The organism is Vibrio sp. 1641, from assembly GCF_033339995.1.
Classification (GTDB): Bacteria; Pseudomonadota; Gammaproteobacteria; order Enterobacterales; family Vibrionaceae; genus Vibrio; species Vibrio alginolyticus.
On sequence record NZ_JAWOVP010000010.1, the window covers coordinates 46,347 to 65,537 of the forward strand.

The following is a 19,191-nucleotide window of genomic DNA, read 5'->3' on the forward strand; positions in this document are numbered from 1 at the left end:
TTGAACAACAAAAAGGCCCCTGCACTTAATAAACGTACAGAGGCAGAACCAACCAACAGAGTTCGAGGATCAGGGGTTAGTTAGAATTGAGTTTTTCTCAGCGTCGTAGCACTCGCTCAATTTCGTTCAAGCTACTTGGGTCATCAATCGTTGACGGAACGGTGTATTTTTCACCATCAGCTATTTGACGTATAGTTCGACGCAAAATTTTACCTGAACGTGTTTTCGGTAAACGGTCTACAACCAACGCATGCTTGAAGCAAGCAACTGCACCTATCTCACTACGCACTTTGCCAACAAGCTCACCTTCAAGGTCTAGCTCATCCACTTTGACGCCGTCTTTCAGTACAACAAAACCAAGTGGAAGCTGACCTTTTAGATCATCGTGGATACCGACCACCGCACATTCTGCAATCGCTGGGTGGCCTCCTACTATTTCTTCCATTTCACCTGTCGACAATCGGTGTCCCGCGACATTAATCACGTCATCAATACGTCCCATAATAAACAGGTAACCGTCTTCATCCAGATAGCCACCATCACCAGACACGTAGTAGCCTGGGAACTGGCTAAGATAACCAGTTTCAAAACGGTCATGATTACGCCAAACCGTTGGCAGACAACTTGGTGGTAGCGGACGTTTTAATGCGACAAAGCCTTGTTGGTTAGGCCCGACAGCCTCTCCAAGTTCATTCAGAATTTCGACCTGATAACCCGGAATGGGCTTCGTCGAAGAACCAGCTTTAACTGGCATCATTTCGACACCTGTCGGGTTGCCAGCGATGGCCCAGCCCGTCTCGGTTTGCCACCAGTGGTCAATAACGGGCTTGTCCGCTTTGCTCTGAACCCACTCCAGTGTCGGAGGGTCAAGGCGTTCTCCCGCCATAAAGATGTTTTTCAGATTCGACAAGTCGTACTGTTTTAAGTGCTCGCCTTCCGGGTCCTCTTTCTTAATCGCACGAAACGCCGTTGGTGCAGAGAACAACGCATCTACTTTATATTCATCACACACTCGCCAAAATGCGCCAGGATCCGGTGTTCGAACAGGCTTGCCTTCGAATAGGATAGTAGTGCAACCGTGAATCAGTGGGGCGTAAACAATGTAAGAGTGCCCTACTACCCAGCCCACATCAGATGCCGCCCAAAAGACGCCATCTTGAGGAATGTTATAGATTGCGCTCATGGAGTACTTCATCGCGACAGCATGGCCACCGTTATCACGCACAACGCCTTTCGGCTTACCTGTCGTGCCCGATGTATAAAGTATGTAGAGCGGATCGGTTGCTAACACCGGAACACAACCATGTGGCAGCGCTTGTTTGTACTCTCGCTGCCAATCTAAGTCTCTTTCTTGGTTTAGCTCAGCGTCGCACTCTGGACGTTGGAAAACAAACACTTTCTCAGGCTTCCAACGGCTGTCCATAATGGCTTTGTCTACCATTGGTTTGTATGGAATGACTTTGTTGATCTCAATCCCGCACGACGCCGTCATGATCACTTTCGGCTCTGCATCTTCAATTCGTACAGCAAGCTCATTAGGTGCAAAACCACCGAATACTACGGAATGAATCGCCCCCAAACGCGCGCAGGCAAGCATCGCCATTGCGGCTTCTGGGATCATCGGCATATAAATAACGACTCGGTCGCCTTTTTCAACACCTTGAGCAGACAGCATGCCAGCAATTTTTGCTACTTGGTCACGTAGATCGCTATAGGTGTACGTGGCTTTACGACCTGTCACTGGCGAGTCATAAATGAGTGCAGTATTATCACCGCGTCCTTGCTCGCAATGGTAATCTAATGCTAACCAGCACGTATTCATTACACCATCTGGAAACCAACGTTCTATGCCGTTTTCATCAGATTTCAAGATAGTTTTAGGAGATTCAAACCAATCGAGATTCTCCGCTTGAGCGCGCCAAAAACTCTCCGGTTCATTCTTCGCCCATAAGTATTCTTTTTCGTATGAAGACATATTGCTTCCTCCAGTATGTCCTGACATTGCTCTCGTTCTACTCAAAGATCGCTCTTTTAATCCAAAGATCGTCTCTTTTAATCGAAGACATAGAAGGGTACACGCACAAATCCCTCCATCAGTATTCTCGCACTTCGGCTCATAATGGCTTTTTGCACCACCCAGCCCTGCTCAGTTTGCTTCGCTTGTGCCCCAACTTTTAACGTTCCTGACGGGTGACCAAAAGTCACGGACTCTTTTTCACCGCCACCAGCGGCTAAATTCACTAACGTTCCGGGCACACACGCAGCAGAAGCAATAGCAACGGCTGCTGTTCCCATCATTGCATGATGTAGCTTGCCCATCGACAGCGCGCGAACGAGCACATCAATATCCGACTCATTAACGGCTTTACCACTTGAAGACAGGTAACTTTTCGGTTTAGAAACAAACGCTATTTTCGGCGTATGTTGGCGTGTTTGAGCTTCTTCTAAATCAGAAATCAGGCCCATTTTTAACGCGCCATATGCGCGGATGGATTCGAACATCGCTAATGCTGTGTCATCGTTGTTGACATCGTCTTGCAGCTCGGTGCCCTGATATCCTATCGATTCAGCATCAATAAAAATGGTTGGTATGCCCGCGTTAATAAAGGTCGCGTTGAACGTACCCACATCCGGCACCACCAAATCATCAACTAAGTTGCCCGTTGGGAACATACTTCCTTCGCCATCGGAAGGATCAACAAAATCCACTTGAATCTCTGCCGCTGGAAACGTGACACCATCGAGTTCAAACTCTCCGGTTTCTTGGACGAAACCATTGACGATTGGCACGTGAATCAAAATCGTTTTGCTTATGTTCACCTGCCAAACACGCACCGTCACAATGCCATTTTCTGGAATACGGTCTTGTGGGATCAGACCAGCATGAATGGCGAAAGGACCGACAGCGGCAGACAAGTTGCCGCAGTTACCACTCCAATCGACGAATGGTTTGTCGATCGACACTTGGCCAAATAAGTAGTCAACATCGTGATCGGCTCTGCTGCTGCGCGAAACAATCACTGTTTTACTGGTGCTTGACGTCGCGCCCCCCATGCCATCAATTTGCTTCGCGTAAGGATCAGGGCTGCCAATAACGCGTAGCAACAGTTTGTCACGTGCGGCTCCAGCCACTTGCGCTTCTTGAGGTAAATCCTCTAGGTTGAAAAAGACACCTTTACTCGTGCCGCCACGCATGTACGTCGCGGGCACTTTTATTTGGCTTGTTTGATTCGGAGTATTATTTGACATACGCACTCCTTATTGTGCCAAGAAATCTTGCGCGAAACGCTGCAGAACACCGCCCGCGTTGTACACGTGAACTTCGTCAGCGGTATCTAAGCGACAGGTGACCGGAACATCGACTTTCTCACCATTGCTACGTGTAATAACCAAGGCTAAATCTGCACCCGGCTTGATTTCACCAACCACGTCATACAGTTCAGTACCATCCAGTTCTAATGTATTGCGATTAACACCCGGCTTAAATTGCAGTGGTAACACGCCCATGCCAACCAAGTTAGTTCGGTGAATACGCTCAAAGCCTTCTGCAACGATTGCTTCTACACCAGCCAATCGAACGCCTTTTGCTGCCCAGTCACGAGATGAACCCTGACCATAGTCAGCACCTGCAACAACAATCAGTGGTTGCTTGCGGTTCATGTAGGTCTCAATCGCTTCCCACATGCGTACAACCTGACCTTCCGGCTCGATTCGCGCCAGAGAACCCTGAACCACTTCACCGTTCTCTTTCACCATTTCGTTAAATAGTTTCGGGTTAGCAAAGGTCGCGCGTTGCGCCGTTAAGTGGTCACCACGGTGAGTCGCGTAAGAGTTGAAATCTTCTTCTGGCACACCCATTTTCGCTAAGTATTCACCTGCTGCGCTGCTTGCGAGAATCGCGTTGGATGGTGATAAGTGATCAGTGGTGATGTTGTCGCCCAGAATCGCCAATGGACGCATACCAGACAATGTTCTTTCTCCCGCTAGCGCACCTTCCCAGTACGGTGGTCGGCGGATATAGGTACTCATCGGACGCCAGTCGTACAGCGGGTTGGGATTTTGCTCTTGATCATTCAGCTTAAACATCTGAATGTAAACTTGCTTAAACTGCTCTGGTTTAACATGAGTACCGACAACTGCATCGATCTCTTCATCGCTTGGCCACAAATCATTGAGATAAATTGGTTTGCCGTTTTGGTCCGTGCCAAGCGCATCGCGCTCGATATCAAAACGAATGGTACCGGCTAGTGCATAAGCGACAACCAATGGTGGTGAAGCCAAGAAAGCTTGTTTGGCGTACGGATGGATTCGACCATCAAAGTTACGGTTACCAGAAAGCACCGCTGTTGCATATAAATCACGGTCGATGATCTCTTGTTGGATTTTTGGATCCAGCGCACCACTCATACCGTTACAAGTTGTACATGCGTAACCAACAATGCCAAAGCCAAGCTTCTCTAGCTCTGGTAATAAGCCCGCTTCTTCCAGATACAAGCGTGCAACTTTAGAACCCGGAGCAAAAGACGATTTCACCCACGGTTTACGTACAAGACCAAGTTCGTTGGCTTTCTTCGCCACAAGGCCAGCAGCAACCACGTTTCTTGGGTTACTGGTATTCGTACATGAGGTAATAGCAGCGATGATCACTGCACCATCTGGCAACTCGCCTTCTTTCTCTTCCCACGCTCCAGAAATACCGCGCTGTGCCAACTCAGAAGTTGGTAAACGACGATGAGGGTTTGACGGACCAGCCAAGTTACGGCTAACTGATGATAAATCGAACTCAAGTACGCGCTCATAAACTGCGCTATCAAGATCGTCTGCCCAAAGACCGGTTTGTTTTGCGTAATTTTCTACTAAAGCAACTTGTTCTTCATCTCGACCAGTTAGTTTCAAGTAATTGATGGTCTGCTCATCAATATAAAACATGCCAGCTGTTGCGCCGTATTCTGGTGTCATGTTTGAAATCGTTGCGCGGTCTCCGATCGTTAGATCACGTGCGCCTTCTCCGAAGAATTCAAGATATGAAGATACCACACGCTCATTACGCAGAAACTCAGTAATCGCGAGGACAATATCCGTTGCGGTAATGCCCGGTTGACGTTTACCCGTCAGTTTGACACCGACAATATCTGGTAGACGCATCATTGATGGTCGGCCAAGCATGACGGTTTCTGCTTCCAGACCACCGACACCTATCGCAATAACACCAAGAGCGTCTACGTGAGGTGTGTGACTGTCCGTACCCACACAGGTGTCTGGGTAGGCAATGCCCTGCCTTGCTTGTACCACAGGAGACATTTTTTCCAAGTTGATTTGGTGCATGATGCCATTCCCAGCTGGAATCACGCTGACGTTTTCAAACGCTGTTTTACACCACTCGATAAAGTGGAATCGGTCTTCATTACGGCGCTCTTCAATCGCGCGGTTTTTGTCGAAGGCATCAGGGTCAAAGCCCGCATGTTCAACCGCTAAAGAGTGGTCAACGATCAATTGTGTCTCAACCACTGGGTTCACTTTTGCAGGATCGCCGCCCTGATCTGAAATGGCATCGCGCAGACCCGCTAAATCGACTAGAGCGGTCTGACCAAGAATGTCATGACAAACAACGCGTGCTGGATACCAAGGAAAATCAAGATCGCGTTTGCGTTCTATTAACTGTTTCAGGCTATCTGTCAATGTGTTCGGGTCACAGCGGCGGACCAGCTGCTCAGCTAGCACGCGAGAGGTATAAGGGAGTGTTTCATAGGCTCCAGGAGAAATGGCATTGACGGCTTCGCGTGCATCAAAATAATCCAGTTGAGTTCCCGGAAGCGGCTTACGATATTGGGTATTAATATTTGTGTTCATGGTTTGCTTCCATTCAGTCTTTACATCTTGCCTTCATCAAGGTTTTCCATTGCTCCAGAAACACAGTGATGAGAGGATCTCCTTCCTCTGTTAGAAAGAATGACAAAGGAAGGAGGTGGTCAACCAAAGCATATAATGCCCTCGTTAACCTTCGCGCTAGCGATTCTCGATAGGCACCCATTCTTGATGATCTGGGCCCGTATAATCGGCACTTGGGCGAATAATACGGTTATTGGCACGCTGTTCATAAACATGTGCAGCCCAGCCCGTTAAACGACTCATCACAAAGATTGGGGTAAATAGTTTGGTTGGAATGTCCATGAAGTGGTAAGCCGATGCATGGAAGAAGTCCGCATTACAGAACAGACCTTTCTCTCGCTTCATCACTGATTCAACACGCTCAGAAACCGCATATAGATGAGTATCACCAACTTGTTTCGATAGCTCTTTGGACCATCGTTTTATTAAGGCGTTGCGAGGGTCACTTTCACGATAAATCGCATGACCGAAGCCCATGATCTTGTCTTTATTGGCTAGCATTTTCATGATGTTCGCTTCCGCCTCGTCGGGCGTTTGCCAATCTTCAATCATTTCCATCGCCGCTTCGTTCGCACCGCCGTGAAGTGGTCCACGAAGCGTACCGATTGCTGCCGTGATACAAGAATGGATGTCTGACAACGTTGATGCACAAACGCGTGCTGCGAATGTAGAAGCATTAAACTCATGTTCAGCATAAAGAATGAGCGAGCAATGCATCACTTGTTTGTGCAGCGCAGATGGCGCTTTGTCTGTAAGTAATCGTAAGAAGTAACCACCGATGCAATCTTCAGTCTGATCCTCGGTGTTGATACGCACGCCATCATGACTAAAGCGGTACCAGTAACAGATGATGGCAGGGAACAAGGCAAGCATACGTTCGGTTGCTTTCAGTTGCTCCTCGAAGCTCATTTCCTGCTCTAGGTTACCCAATACAGAACAACCCGTGCGCATTACGTCCATTGGGTGTGCGCTTGCAGGAATCAACTCTAAAGCTTGTTTTAGCTCGGCTGGCAAACCTCTAAGGCTGAGTAGATGTGTCTTGTACGCATCAAGTTCTTGTTGATTCGGCAAGTGACCGCGTAACAGAAGGTGAGCCACTTCTTCAAACTGTGCGTTGTTCGCAAGATCAGTAATATCGTATCCACGATAAGTTAAACCAGTTCCCGTTTTTCCGACAGTACATAAAGCTGTGCTTCCTGCGCTTTGACCACGAAGGCCTGCGCCACCTAATTCTGCTTTCTTTTCTGCAGTTTGAGACATTGTTTGAACTCCTTTTCTGTCTGACTTTTCCCTCTCTGGGGTGTTTTTAGCCAAATGAATTTCACGTTATTAGATGAGATAAATTCCGATTATCTTTTTCTTGGGCTTCCGTCTATTTTTGCTTTTCCCCCGCTATTTCCCTTCAGAGAATAACTGGTCAAGTTTGTCTTCATAGTCGTGGTAATTCAGGTGCTGATACAACTCTTTACGTGTTTGCATCGAATCAACCAGTGCTTCCTGATTACCCACTTCTAGCAAATGTTTGTAGACCGTTTCAGCAGCTTTGTTCATGGCACGGAACGCACTTAATGGATAAAGCACCATGTCCACTTTTGCTTTCGCTAGCTCATCGCAGCCATACAGCGGTGTCGCGCCAAACTCTGTAATATTCGCCAGAATAGGAACGTGCTTTCCGGTCGCTTGCTCAAGCGCATTTGAAAACTGAAGGTACTGGTCCAGCTTGTTCATCGCTTCGGGGAAGATCATGTCTGCGCCAGCTTCCACACACGCAATCGCGCGCTCGATTGCGCTGTCCATGCCTTCAACAGCTAACGCGTCAGTACGAGCCATAATCACGAAACTTTCATCATTGCGTGCATCAACCGCGGCTTTTACACGATCAACCATCTCTTGCTGGCTGACTATTGCTTTGTTCGGACGATGACCACAACGTTTCTGTGCGACTTGGTCTTCCATGTGCACCGCTGCCGCGCCTGCTTTTTCCATCGCTTTGATCGTGCGAGCAATGTTAAATGCACCGCCAAAGCCCGTGTCAATATCAACCAAAAGAGGCAAATCACATGCGTTAGTAATGCGGTCAACATCAACCAAAACGTCGTTTAATGTTGTGATACCGAGATCCGGCAATCCGTATGACGCATTTGCGATACCGCCACCAGACAAGTAGATCGCTTGGTGACCCAAGTTTTTTGCCATCATGGCGCAATACGGGTTTATAGTGCCGACAATTTGTAGTGGATTATTTTGTTCAATGGCGAGTCTGAATTTCGCTCCCGGTGTTAAGCTCATGACGAATTCCTTCTAGTCTTTGTCTAAACTTTCTGTATGTATAATTTGAGATTGGATGAGCTTTCGACTTCCTGATATGTGTCTTCTCATCAACATTTCTGCAAGCTCTTCATCGCGATTGCGAATGGCTTCCAAAATGAATTTGTGTTCGGTGAGCGCCTCATTCGGGCGAGATTGCGCACGTGGCGACTGGTAACGATACATCCGTAATAAGTGATAGAGTTCATCACACAGCAGAGATATTAACTTACTGTTTCTGCTCGCTTGGATGATGCGATAGTGAAAATCAAAGTCACCATGTTGATGGAAGTAAGACGCGCCTTCCATTTGGTCTATATGCTTGGAATGTGTCGACAATAGCATTTCCAAGCTTAAGAGCTCTTCTTGCGTAATGTGTCGCGCAGCTAACCTTGCTGCCATGCCTTCCAATGCTTCTCGAACGGCATAAAGTTCTATCAGCTTTTCCGGAGAAAAAGTGGTCACTCTGGCCCCAACATGAGGAATTCGCTCGATGAGCCCTAGCCCCTCTAAGCGCATCAATGCTTCACGCAAAGGCCCACGACTGACTTGATATTTCTTTGCTAGCTCAGGCTCTGATATCTTATGGCCAGGCTTCACATCGCCATTAACAATGACTTCAATCAGTGTTTCGGTCAGCGTTTCGGATTTGGTGTGTTCTTTCTCAGAACCCAGCACTTTATAACGAGCTTTCAACTCAGAGTTCATATTCAGATACTCTTGTTACCGACATCGAAATGTCTACAATTTCTTAACCTGAATATAAAGTAGTCGATCAAAGTGTCGACAATCAAGTAAATTGTCGACAATTTAGACTAAGGTCGTAATTTAAATGGGCCTAAAATGCCCATTAAGTGCCTTTTTTAGCAGAAATAAAGAATGGTGAGTTCATATTGTCGACAACTTATAAACCTTTAAGCTTATGATCTAAAAACTAAAAGCTCAGCTGTCGAACAATAATCGGATAAAAAACTATTCTTTAGGTACAAATTGATCAAAGACTTGTTGCGAAGTCATCTTTTGTGAAGCGGAATTGAGGTCATAATAAGCTGGCTTTTCATCGGTAAAAATCTCTAAAGTGAGTTTGAAATCTGGGTTATCGAACAAACCAGCGGAAAGAATGTACTCACCTGTCGGCAACAAATGGTAGAAAAGGTTTGTGCCACACTCACCGCAAAACCCCCTCACTCCCCAGTCTGACGACTGATAACGTTTAGGTTCACCACCTTTAAACGTCACGTTAGGCCCACAATGCACCGCATGAAGTGCGCCACTCGACCATTTTCGACACATAGAGCAATGGCACAGGCTAACCTCATTTTTAACCTCAGCGATGACTTCAATTGCGCCGCACAAACACGTCCCTTTCATTCTCTTTTCCTCGTTCATTTTCCGTCATTTTATTATGGCCTACCAAAGCGTAAAGCCGCGTGACCTAACACCAACTTCTCGCCGTGAACTTTATGAACAAAATAACCGAAATGCTCAATATTCTCTTTATATCTCTTTTACAGACAGATATTTAACACTTAATTAACCTTTACACCAAGTTCAGCTTTAACGCTTACAAGGCATGACAACTGAGCAAAAACAATAAGGCTCAACTAAATAGAGTCGCTAACATAAGGAACGTGAACATGTTAAAGGTACTCAAACCAACGCTCGCCGCTTCAATCATCGCAGCTTCATTTTCATTCAACGCTCTTGCTGCAGATATTGAAAAAATGCACTTTCTTATCCCTGGAGGTGCCGGTGGCGGTTGGGACATGACCGCCCGAGGTACTGGTGATGTATTAATAAAATCAGACATCGTCGAAACCGTATCATTTCAAAACCTATCTGGTGGTGGCGGTGGCAAAGCAATCGCACATTTGATTGAAACGGCTGATCGTCAAGAAGATACACTCATGGTGAACTCAACACCGATCGTCGTTCGCTCGCTCAGTGGGATCTTCCCACAATCTTTCCGCGACTTGACTCCTGTTGCCGCAACGGTTGCCGATTATGGCGCCATTGTTACATCAGCCGATTCTCCTTATAGCTCTTGGGAAGATGTCGTTAAAGCTTTTAAAGAAAACCCACGTAAGGTGAAGGTTGCTGGTGGCTCTGCTCGTGGTTCTATGGATCATTTGGTTATAGCAGCAGCTTTCAAAGGTGAAGGTTTTGATGCGCGTAAAGTTCGTTACATTGCCTATGATGCAGGTGGAAAAGCCATGGCAGCCCTACTTTCAGGCGAAACACAACTGCTCTCTACAGGGCTAGGTGAAGTACTCGAAATGTCTAAGTCTGGGCAAGTGAAAGTGTTAGCGATTACAGCACCAAAACGTTTAGAAGCTGCGCCTAACATTCCAACTCTCACCGAATATGGTAATGAAACTGTCTTTGCTAACTGGCGTGGATTCTTTGCAGCACCAGGCACAAGCCAAGAAAAGCTAGATGAATGGAATGCCGCATTTACTAAAATGTATAACACCGACGAATGGCAAGTCGTTCGAGACCGCAATGGTTGGATCGACAACTATAAAGCGGATAAAGCATTCTTCGCGTTTCTTGAAGATCAAGAGCAACAGATGGGTGACTTAATGCGCGAGTTAGGCTTCCTGAAGTAACAATCGAATTGGGGTCCCTCAGATACCAACCTCAATGAATAACGTAGGTTGGTATTTCCCCATTGTATTTGCACTCTAAGTTTCACCGCATATGGACATTGTCGACAATCGGCATGCACACTCCTTTGTTTATATACCCAAAGCAGCTCGACTAGCAGCGAAATGCTTAATTGTTAATGGTTTAGTTTATTCATTAACGTCCATATGCGGTCTTTTTTATTTTTGTTAGGAGTTGAATATGTCTCGTTCAACCAACTTTTTCACCAAAGAATATTTGCTCTGTCGTGACCGTGTCGGCGCAATGATCTTTCTACTCTTCTGTCTTTGCTACGGTTATCAAACCTCGCAGATTCCATTGTTTCCAGGTGATGAGTATGAACCATTCACCGCACGTACTCTGCCAACCATCTTGACTTACGTTGGTGTCGGCCTTTCTTTGATATTGCTGGTGACAGGACAACCAGATAAACAAAGTGGCGCAGTGCTGACCTTCAATTGGAAGTTACTGATTGCCTTTTTAATTTTAATGGCGCTCTACGGCGTGGGCCTGACTTACTTAGGTTTTGTGATAGCTACTGGCTTCTTTTTATTGGCTGGCTTTTATCTGCTCGGGGAAAGACGTAAACCCGTTCTGTTTGGCGCGTCGTTTCCATTCGTGATCGCGTTCTACTTATTACTCACTCAAGGTTTGGACATCTATCTCGAACCGGGTTTGATTTTCACCATCTGGTAGTCAAAGAAAGGACTGAATTATGTTAGATGGAATTCTACAAGGTTTATCCACCGCAGTAATGCCAATGAACATTATGATGGTGATCGTTGGTTGCTTCGTCGGTACATTTATCGGCATGTTACCTGGACTTGGGCCGATCTCAGCCATTGCTTTGATGATCCCAATTACTTATGGCCTAGAGCCCTCCTCTGGCCTTATTTTAATGGCGGGTGTTTATTACGGTGCGGTATTTGGTGGTTCTACATCGTCGATTTTAATTAACGCGCCGGGTTGTTCTTCAACCGTGGTCACAGCATTCGACGGCTACCCAATGGCTCAAAAAGGCCAGGCAGGTAAAGCATTAGCTTTGGCAGCTTATTCATCTTTCACTGGCGGTACGCTATCTGCCATTATGTTGCTTGTTGCCGCACCAGCATTGGCTAGCGTCTCCCTTAGCTTCCAATCGTCGGACTATTTTGCGTTGATGCTACTTGGGTTATCAGCAGTCGCGGCTTTTGCGGGGAAAGGTCAGGTAATCAAAGCGTGGATGATGACCATTCTTGGTTTGATGCTATCTACAGTTGGTATCGATAAAGGCGTAGGCGTTGAACGCTTTACCTTCGGTTTAACGGATTTAATGGATGGCTTTAGCTTCTTGTTGCTTGCAATGGCGACATTCGCACTGGGTGAAACATTGATGGGCATTCTTAAACCATCAAAAGACACCAGCGATGAAGAACAAGAAAAGCTGAGCAACATTGGCTCAATGAAAGTGACCAAGGAAGAAATCAAAGATGTTGCGCCTGTTTCAATTCGCTCTTCAATATTAGGTTTCTTCACTGGTGTTCTTCCTGGCGCAGGGGCAACCATTGCTGCTTTTTTAAGCTATGGTATGGAGCGCAACCTCGCACCTAAAGAGAAAAAGGATGAGTTCGGTAAAGGCAGTATCCGTGGCTTGGTTGCGCCAGAGTCAGCAAACAACGCAGCGTCTAGTGGTTCATTTGTTCCACTGCTAACGCTTGGTATTCCGGGTTCTGGTACAACAGCAATAATGCTCGGCGCTCTGATCGCTTATGGTATTCAACCTGGCCCTCGCCTGTTTGTTGAACACCCAGATGTGTTCTGGTCAGTGATCATTTCCATGTACTTCGGCAACATCGTACTTGTGATCCTGAACTTACCATTGATTCCGTACATTTCAAAGCTTTTGGCGGTTCCAAGAACGGTGCTTCTACCGATGATTTTATTCTTCTCAATCACCGGGGTTTATTTGGTCTCTTTTAACACTATGGATGTGTTCGTGATGCTGATTGTGGCTATGGCTGCCATTGCACTTCGGCTCGCTAACTTCCCGCTCGCACCTTTATTGCTGGGCTTCATCCTTGGAGGATTAATGGAAGAGAACTTACGCCGCGCATTAATGATTTCAGATGGAGAACTGAGTTTCCTATGGGAGCGTCCTATTACCCTTACCTTTACTGTTTTAGCTGTATTGGTATTGGCAAGTCCACTAATCGTAAAGCTGATTCAAAAGTTTAAAGCACAGCCAGTCAGCGTTGAGCAGTAATCGCTGTCTCTTTCAACCTAGATAAAGCCATCCATCGTGATGGCTTTATCTTCCGCCCTCCAAATCGTTCGCTTATTGTGCAGATGGTATTGACAAATCACTGTCGTTATATGAAGGTGATTGTATGAACACACACTTAGCGCAACTTAACCAACGAATTATCATCATTCCATAGGAATGGTGGGATTTTTTGATGCGCTCAGTATTTATCGAACCCACCCATAGCGGTGGGTTTTCTGTCTCTACCGTATGGGAAAAGCTCTCTTGGAGGCGGTCACAATGCAAAAAATAGCAGTTTTTGGTAAACCCGGCAGTGGAAAATCGACGGTAAGTAAAGCAATCGCGTCTGCTACCGGTCTTCCTCTTCATCAATTAGATTCAATAGTATATAAACCAAACGGTGATCCCGTTGAGCGTAACGTTTTTGATGAAGCCCATAGCAATATACTAAGCTCAGATCGTTGGATTATAGATGGCCTTGGACCGATCAGCTCTTTCAACGCTCGTTTAGATGCAGCCGATACTCTCATTTATATTGATCTACCATACTCCGTAAGCTATTGGTTTGTGACGAAACGTCTCCTTAAAGGACTATTCATAAAACCTGAAGGTTGGCCTGATGGTAGTTCGGTACTGAAAGGAACGTTACAAAGCTACAAAGTTCTTCAGCAATGCCCCGCATTCTGGAATGATGACTTTATGTATCGCCTCGAAGGGTACTCTCAAAGTAAAGCCGTTCATGTCATCAAAAACGTTACAGAACTGAACAATTTTGTTTTAGAGCGGGTAAAGTAAACCTCATATCAGAACATTAGAGCATGTAGGTTAGATCATCTGAAGCTCTAACAATAAAAAAGAACATAACAAGGATTGTTTATGCTTTTAGAACTCTCACTTTTATTCATTGCTGGCGTAATTGGTGGGATCATTAACTCCATAGCGGGAGGCGGAAGCTTTATTACTTTTCCGGCTCTATTGGCAGTTGGTGTTCCTCCTATTATGGCTAACGCAACAAACACATATGCTTCATGTGCGGGTTACATTAGTGGAGCCGTCGGGTTCAGAGAAGAGATCATGAAGAACAAGCATGAACTGCTGTTCACAGTCTCATTCAGTTTAGTCGGCGGCGCTGTCGGAGCATATCTGTTGCTCAACACGCCAGAATCGCTATTTATGGAAGCTATCCCTTGGTTACTCTTATTTGCCACCGTGCTTTTTCTCACCGGTTCTCGTTTAACAATGCTAATCAAAACTGTCGCGAAAGAGCACAAACATGCTGGCATACTCGGAGCAATCGCGTTGGGTTTACTACTTGTTGGTGTCTCTGCTTACGGTGGTTTTTTCAACGCAGGTTTAGGGGTTATTGTTCTGAGCTATCTGGTAGTAGCTGGCCACCAAGACATTAATTTAATGAACGGTTTGAAATTGCTCGTATCTACGTGTGTTTCACTCATTGCTATCGTGATTTTTGTTGCCAATGGCTCCATTGACTGGCACACAGGTAGTGTTGTTTTGGTCGGTACGTTGGTAGGTGGGTATCTTGCAGCTCGTGTCTCTCGTCAACTGAATCCTAATCATGTTAAAGGGTTTGTTGCTCTTTCTTCTATTCTCATCACTATCTACTTTTTCATTGATGTTTATGTTTAAGCAAAACTTGTACAAGTGGATAACACTCCTACAAAAACGACAGCGCGAAAGATTAATGCAGATGGCTTAACGATTTTTTGTGTCACTCCAGCGAGGTTAGGAATCTAATAGCACTACACTGAGCGGCTAATGAAACCATTTTGATCACAAAGTGCTCGGATGGAAGATCCTGTATCACGCTCCTTCGTCGCTGTACAGGATGACGAGAGATAGAAATATGCCACTCGCAGTTAAACGAGTGGCATTGATCGAGAAAGATGGCGTTTTACATCAATAATAAGAGAAGGTAACGCTTACTTAATCAGCCCTACTTCTTTGTAGTATTTGAGCGCACCTGGGTGAAGAGGCGCAGATAAACCGTCTTTTACCATTTCCTCTTTCTTCAAGTTTGCAAACGCTGGGTGGAGACGGCGGAAATCATCGAAGTTTTCAAATACCGCTTTAACCACGTTATAAACCACATCTTCTGGTACAGCAGTAGAGGAAACAAACGTCGCGCCCACACCAAAGGTTTGAACATCACTATCTGTGCCACGATACATACCACCCGGGACATTTGCGACACGATAGAAGCTGTTGTCTGCAACCAGTTTTTCTACATTAGGTCCAGCTACCGTTACGATATTACTATCACACGACGTAGTGGCTTCTTTAATCGCTCCACTTGGGTGACCAACGGTATAAATCATCGCATCAATTTTGTTATCACAAAGTGCTTTTGATTGCTCTGCTGCTTTTAACTCAGAGACAAGCTTAAAGTCGTCGTTACTCCAACCATACTGGTTCATTAGCACTTCCATAGTACCTCGCTGACCAGAACCAGGATTACCAATGTTGACGCGCTTACCTTTCAAGTCATCAAAAGTTTTGATGTTCGCGTCTTTACGTGCAACGACAGTAAACGGTTCTGGATGAACGGAGAATACGGCGCGCAGCTCTTTAAAAGGCCCGCTTTCTTCAAACTTACTGGTTCCTTTGTAAGCATGATACTGCCAGTCTGATTGCGCGATACCGAGGTCCAATTCACCAGCACGAATAGTGTTGATGTTATAAATCGATCCCCCAGTACTTTCTACCGAACAACGGATACCGTGATCTTCTCGCGATTTGTTAACCAAGCGACAAATAGCGCCACCAGTCGGATAATAAACCCCTGTTACTCCACCGGTACCAATCGTGACAAACGTTTCCTCCGCAGACGCAGAAAAGCCTGTTGTGAGTGCCGCCAAAGAAGCCGCAAGTGCGATTTGCTTAAACTTAAACATTGAACATCCCTTTTACTTGTGTTGATGACCGTTTAAGTATAGCAACCGTTAACAATTTGATAACGTTTGAGTTCTCATCCTTGGCGGTTAGCTTAGTAATAACCATTTTATCGGCATATTCAGCCATCATATAAGGCTCTATATAAGCTTAAACCGTACAGTCTAGAAAATTAAATCTTTAGACTGATATGCCCATTCTAAACTATCTATTAAATAGAAATATTCAGGTCAAATTACTATAATCTTGTTAAATAACCTTTATTCTATATAAATATGATGAATTATAACTCCAGCCAAAAGACATGATGCACTTGAAATAAATAATACGAATGAGAGAACAAACAATCGTTGAATATGAATTGGAACCTTATCCCTCTTCTCTAACATTTTATATCGTTTCGCATGAAAAGTGCTCAGAAAAACAGTTCCATATTGTAGTACTCCGTGACCTGATAAGAATATATTCAGAGTGTAGTATCGAACTCCATTATCAAGAGCATCTTCAAGATACTTCAACCACTTGGATTTCAAATAAATAACAAACAAAAACCAAGCAAATATACCTAAAATTCCAACCGTAGTCAGATAAATCACTAAATCTGATGCTAAACTGATATCTTCCATCTTCGACTACTTATTAAGTTGAGTTTTATATAATTCTGTTCCCAAATACTCACCAGTCGAACTACCATATTTTGTTATTGAGTATCTAATTACACCCTTCACTACAAAAAATTCTTAAACACACTTTTTGTGAATAATAATGGCACTTTAACTTAATTTTACGCAACAAGGCTACTATGAAGTTGTTAGCTTTGAGCTGAGTTCAACAAAAACAGTAACTTTTATGCAATGTAACTCACTACGTTATATTGCTTTACAAACAAATCACCCAGTAAATATCCGTATCTAGTTTAGATAGCTGAAATAAAAAAAGCGTTGTATAAACAACGCTTTGTAGTTAGTGAAACGGATGGTTACACCGTTGGGACTGATGCTCGCCACGCTTGGTTCTGGCTATCTGAGATAGATCGGAACAAGTCACGTAGTTCTTTCAATAAGCCTTCTTGGAAACCAATGTTTTCATCGGCTTTCTGTTTGGCTGCTTGTGCGCGAGTCGCTTGTACTTCATCATCTTTGCTGCGCGCTTGCGCTTTGGTTTGCTCTACATTCGATGCTGAGTTTGCCATCTGGCCCAAAGCTTGAAGAATCGCGTTCTTCGCTTGGTTTGAGCTCATCAACTTATCGAACTTACGGCCACCACTTGTCAGCTGCGCTGTCGTGTCTGCGATATTGTCTTTCGCTAGTAAGTGCGCACGCTTAACCTGATCTTGCTGAGTTTTAGACAAGCTATTGTTATTTAATAACTCTTCTGCTTGATCGAAGCCAGCTTTTTGCGTCTTCAGTACATTATTGCTCGCCATTTCATTCTTGATTTCTTTCCCTGCTTTGAAAGAACCAAGGGCACCAATAATTGCGGTAGCACCCGCTAATACACCCGAAACGACTGCCATCGCGATCATTGCGCTTGCCGAGTTGTTTAGTTCTGCCGCTTGGCTTTCTAAACTCGCGACGTTTGCTTCAACAGCAATTTCACGTTGTAGCACTTGCTGCTCACGGCTCAGCTTTGATACTTGATACAACAATGTTAATAGCGTCAACGATTGTGATACCGCATCTGATGGTGACTTGATCACCTCCTCACCGTTAAGCGCTTTCATCGTTGTGCTCATTAATGAGCTCACCGTCGGCGCAAGAGCACTCATTAAGTTTGCAACAACTTGAGCTTGGTTACTCACTGTAGGAGCTTTAGGCGTCTCTAACTGGTAGCGTGCTGCACCAGAAACACCTGACTCACTTTGGCTTTTAACGGCACCCGCTTCAAGCTTTGTTTCCGGCGCTTTTTCTGCTTTGTTGGTTTTAATGGTATCGCCTAAACCGTATAGTTCACCACGACCCGTTCCGCCTACTTTATCTAGCATAATAAACTCCTTATACCGTTGCAGGACGGCTTAACACCGTTTGCATAGTTTCACTTTTCGCTTGAATCATTTGCATGATGAGGCTCATCAGCTCTTGGAAGTCTTCCATCAACTTACCAATCTCTTCTTTGAGCTTATCAATGACAGCCTGGCTTAACGTCATTTTGGCTCGAAGGTCTGTGATATCAGCCTGAATCTCTGTTACGTGAGCATTGTTAGCAGCATGGACACTGTCCGTTGCGCCTTTACCCACATTGACGGCAAGATCGACGGTTTCTGCGCCATAACGAATCGCTTTCGCTGTTGTTGTCGCAGCTTTTGTGCCCATATCCGCCACTTTCGCCATGTTTGCAGCGGCTTTCGTAGCGATTTCCGTGACCTTTTGAGCTACCTTACCAGCACCTTTTGCTGCAAGTTTCGCGATACCGCCAGCTGCTGCACCACCAAACGTCACAACAGCTCCAATAACCGCGACGGCGATTTCTAATGCCATTACGACTTTGTTTAGCACATCGACATTTACGCCCGCTTCTTTTAGCGCATCTTGAACGGCTGGCTCTTGCAACGCCATGCTCACTGCTCCCATGACGCCACCAGCGATCATAAGTGCACCGGCTGCTGCACCAACACCCGTTGCCACCATTACGGCACCAACAACAATAGAAACCACCGCACTGATCCAACCAAAGATCTTCGCTGCTAAGCCTGATTTTTGGGCTTCTTTTGCAGCGGCTTCCGATTCTTTGATTTTGTCTTGGTTTTCCACCATCTCTTTTTCGTGCTTAGCTTTTGCGACCTTCACTTCCTGAATTTTCAGCTCGTTTTGAGCACTTTTCAGTTTATCCGTGATAGCAGCAAGCTCTACTTCAAAATCATCAGCAGATCCTGCGATGATTTTGACGGCAATCGAACCTGTTTGGTCTGCAACTGCATGGAGAGATTTTGCAATGGTATCGACGATCTTTTGCAGCTGTGCCATGGCTTTTAGCGTCAAATCATTCACTTTGTCACTAACAGCTGCGTTAGGTGCATCTAACTGAACTTTTACTTTTCCGGTGTTCAGTACATCTGCATCTTTACTCTTCACGTTTTCTACCGTCACAGAAGGCGTCGCTGTAGACGCCGTTTTCTGCACGTTATCTAACGTGGCTTGGCCAGATTCAGGGCTATAAACCTGTGTCTGGATGCGGTCAAGTGCAATAGAACTCATAGT

16 protein-coding genes are annotated in these 19,191 nt (G+C 45.4%); 5 read left to right on the forward strand and 11 right to left on the reverse strand.

Going from position 1 to position 19,191, the window contains the following annotated elements; genetic code table 11:
- Positions 1 to 97: 97 nt before the first annotated feature.
- The 7 genes from R7Z47_RS17645 to R7Z47_RS17675 all read right to left on the reverse strand — a co-directional run bounded on the left by R7Z47_RS17645 (position 98) and on the right by R7Z47_RS17675 (position 9,567).
- On the reverse strand, positions 98 to 1,975 hold the full coding sequence (locus R7Z47_RS17645) for a propionyl-CoA synthetase (protein ID WP_170890264.1): 1,878 nt from the start codon (positions 1,973 to 1,975) through the stop codon (positions 98 to 100).
- 77 nt (positions 1,976 to 2,052) lie between these two features.
- On the reverse strand, positions 2,053 to 3,249 hold the full coding sequence (prpF, locus tag R7Z47_RS17650; RefSeq protein ID WP_054575019.1) for a 2-methylaconitate cis-trans isomerase PrpF: 1,197 nt from the start codon (positions 3,247 to 3,249) through the stop codon (positions 2,053 to 2,055).
- 9 nt (positions 3,250 to 3,258) lie between these two features.
- Positions 3,259 to 5,850 carry a Fe/S-dependent 2-methylisocitrate dehydratase AcnD gene (gene acnD / locus R7Z47_RS17655; RefSeq protein ID WP_262606990.1) on the reverse strand — a complete coding sequence of 864 codons (2,592 nt, stop codon included), beginning with the start codon at positions 5,848 to 5,850 and terminating at the stop codon, positions 3,259 to 3,261.
- Positions 5,851 to 6,006: 156 nt separating this feature from the next.
- The gene (prpC, locus tag R7Z47_RS17660) at positions 6,007 to 7,149 is read right to left on the reverse strand and encodes a 2-methylcitrate synthase (protein ID WP_005377283.1); all 1,143 of its coding nucleotides are present in this window, start codon (positions 7,147 to 7,149) and stop codon (positions 6,007 to 6,009) included.
- A gap of 132 nt (positions 7,150 to 7,281) precedes the next feature.
- Entirely contained in the window at positions 7,282 to 8,178 is an 897-nt protein-coding gene (prpB, locus tag R7Z47_RS17665) for a methylisocitrate lyase (RefSeq protein WP_005388185.1), read from the reverse strand.
- A 12-nt stretch (positions 8,179 to 8,190) separates the two neighbouring features.
- Positions 8,191 to 8,904 (reverse strand): GntR family transcriptional regulator, encoded by a 714-nt coding sequence (locus tag R7Z47_RS17670; protein WP_005377279.1) that lies wholly within the window; start codon positions 8,902 to 8,904, stop codon positions 8,191 to 8,193.
- Positions 8,905 to 9,168: 264 nt separating this feature from the next.
- Positions 9,169 to 9,567, reverse strand: a complete 399-nt coding sequence (locus tag R7Z47_RS17675; protein ID WP_017633774.1) for a GFA family protein — start codon at positions 9,565 to 9,567, stop codon at positions 9,169 to 9,171.
- A 266-nt stretch (positions 9,568 to 9,833) separates the two neighbouring features.
- On the opposite strand from R7Z47_RS17675, the gene R7Z47_RS17680 reads away from it, so the two are divergent.
- From R7Z47_RS17680 to R7Z47_RS17700, 5 genes are all read left to right on the forward strand, one after another.
- Positions 9,834 to 10,805 (forward strand): tripartite tricarboxylate transporter substrate binding protein, encoded by a 972-nt coding sequence (locus R7Z47_RS17680; protein ID WP_005388181.1) that lies wholly within the window; start codon positions 9,834 to 9,836, stop codon positions 10,803 to 10,805.
- Between the two features lie 238 nt (positions 10,806 to 11,043).
- On the forward strand, positions 11,044 to 11,538 hold the full coding sequence (locus tag R7Z47_RS17685) for a tripartite tricarboxylate transporter TctB family protein (RefSeq protein ID WP_170890265.1): 495 nt from the start codon (positions 11,044 to 11,046) through the stop codon (positions 11,536 to 11,538).
- Positions 11,539 to 11,557: 19 nt separating this feature from the next.
- The gene (locus tag R7Z47_RS17690; RefSeq protein ID WP_005388177.1) at positions 11,558 to 13,084 is read left to right on the forward strand and encodes a tripartite tricarboxylate transporter permease; all 1,527 of its coding nucleotides are present in this window, start codon (positions 11,558 to 11,560) and stop codon (positions 13,082 to 13,084) included.
- Between the two features lie 279 nt (positions 13,085 to 13,363).
- Complete coding sequence (locus tag R7Z47_RS17695) at positions 13,364 to 13,879, forward strand: adenylate kinase (RefSeq protein ID WP_054728525.1); 516 nt, start codon at positions 13,364 to 13,366, stop codon at positions 13,877 to 13,879.
- A gap of 81 nt (positions 13,880 to 13,960) precedes the next feature.
- Complete coding sequence (locus tag R7Z47_RS17700; protein ID WP_047102688.1) at positions 13,961 to 14,731, forward strand: sulfite exporter TauE/SafE family protein; 771 nt, start codon at positions 13,961 to 13,963, stop codon at positions 14,729 to 14,731.
- 293 nt (positions 14,732 to 15,024) lie between these two features.
- On the opposite strand, the gene R7Z47_RS17705 is transcribed toward R7Z47_RS17700, so the two are convergent.
- The 4 genes from R7Z47_RS17705 to vopB all read right to left on the reverse strand — a co-directional run bounded on the left by R7Z47_RS17705 (position 15,025) and on the right by vopB (position 19,188).
- Positions 15,025 to 15,996, reverse strand: coding sequence for a TAXI family TRAP transporter solute-binding subunit (locus R7Z47_RS17705; protein ID WP_005388171.1), 972 nt, complete (start codon positions 15,994 to 15,996; stop codon positions 15,025 to 15,027).
- A gap of 258 nt (positions 15,997 to 16,254) precedes the next feature.
- Positions 16,255 to 16,620: a hypothetical protein gene (locus tag R7Z47_RS17710; protein ID WP_062730563.1), complete on the reverse strand. Its 366-nt coding sequence runs from the start codon at positions 16,618 to 16,620 to the stop codon at positions 16,255 to 16,257.
- Positions 16,621 to 16,973: 353 nt separating this feature from the next.
- On the reverse strand, positions 16,974 to 17,978 hold the full coding sequence (gene vopD, locus R7Z47_RS17715; protein WP_262606991.1) for a type III secretion system translocon subunit VopD: 1,005 nt from the start codon (positions 17,976 to 17,978) through the stop codon (positions 16,974 to 16,976).
- 10 nt (positions 17,979 to 17,988) lie between these two features.
- Entirely contained in the window at positions 17,989 to 19,188 is a 1,200-nt protein-coding gene (vopB, locus tag R7Z47_RS17720; protein WP_005377260.1) for a type III secretion system translocon subunit VopB, read from the reverse strand.
- Between the last annotated feature and the right edge of the window lie 3 nt (positions 19,189 to 19,191).

Excerpts from the sequence above, each read along its gene's own strand:
- R7Z47_RS17700 (WP_047102688.1), top strand. The coding sequence starts at position 13,961 with ATGCTTTTAGAACTCTCACTTTTATTCATTGCTGGCGTAATTGGTGGG.
- R7Z47_RS17710 (WP_062730563.1), bottom strand. The coding sequence starts at position 16,620 with ATGGAAGATATCAGTTTAGCATCAGATTTAGTGATTTATCTGACTACG.
- vopD (WP_262606991.1), bottom strand. The coding sequence starts at position 17,978 with ATGCTAGATAAAGTAGGCGGAACGGGTCGTGGTGAACTATACGGTTTA.
- acnD (WP_262606990.1), bottom strand. The coding sequence starts at position 5,850 with ATGAACACAAATATTAATACCCAATATCGTAAGCCGCTTCCGGGAACT.
- R7Z47_RS17680 (WP_005388181.1), top strand. The coding sequence starts at position 9,834 with ATGTTAAAGGTACTCAAACCAACGCTCGCCGCTTCAATCATCGCAGCT.
- prpB (WP_005388185.1), bottom strand. The coding sequence starts at position 8,178 with ATGAGCTTAACACCGGGAGCGAAATTCAGACTCGCCATTGAACAAAAT.
- R7Z47_RS17675 (WP_017633774.1), bottom strand. The coding sequence starts at position 9,567 with ATGAAAGGGACGTGTTTGTGCGGCGCAATTGAAGTCATCGCTGAGGTT.
- R7Z47_RS17690 (WP_005388177.1), top strand. The coding sequence starts at position 11,558 with ATGTTAGATGGAATTCTACAAGGTTTATCCACCGCAGTAATGCCAATG.
- R7Z47_RS17705 (WP_005388171.1), bottom strand. The coding sequence starts at position 15,996 with ATGTTTAAGTTTAAGCAAATCGCACTTGCGGCTTCTTTGGCGGCACTC.
- R7Z47_RS17670 (WP_005377279.1), bottom strand. The coding sequence starts at position 8,904 with ATGAACTCTGAGTTGAAAGCTCGTTATAAAGTGCTGGGTTCTGAGAAA.
- R7Z47_RS17685 (WP_170890265.1), top strand. The coding sequence starts at position 11,044 with ATGTCTCGTTCAACCAACTTTTTCACCAAAGAATATTTGCTCTGTCGT.
- R7Z47_RS17645 (WP_170890264.1), bottom strand. The coding sequence starts at position 1,975 with ATGTCTTCATACGAAAAAGAATACTTATGGGCGAAGAATGAACCGGAG.
- prpF (WP_054575019.1), bottom strand. The coding sequence starts at position 3,249 with ATGTCAAATAATACTCCGAATCAAACAAGCCAAATAAAAGTGCCCGCG.
- vopB (WP_005377260.1), bottom strand. The coding sequence starts at position 19,188 with ATGAGTTCTATTGCACTTGACCGCATCCAGACACAGGTTTATAGCCCT.
- prpC (WP_005377283.1), bottom strand. The coding sequence starts at position 7,149 with ATGTCTCAAACTGCAGAAAAGAAAGCAGAATTAGGTGGCGCAGGCCTT.
- R7Z47_RS17695 (WP_054728525.1), top strand. The coding sequence starts at position 13,364 with ATGCAAAAAATAGCAGTTTTTGGTAAACCCGGCAGTGGAAAATCGACG.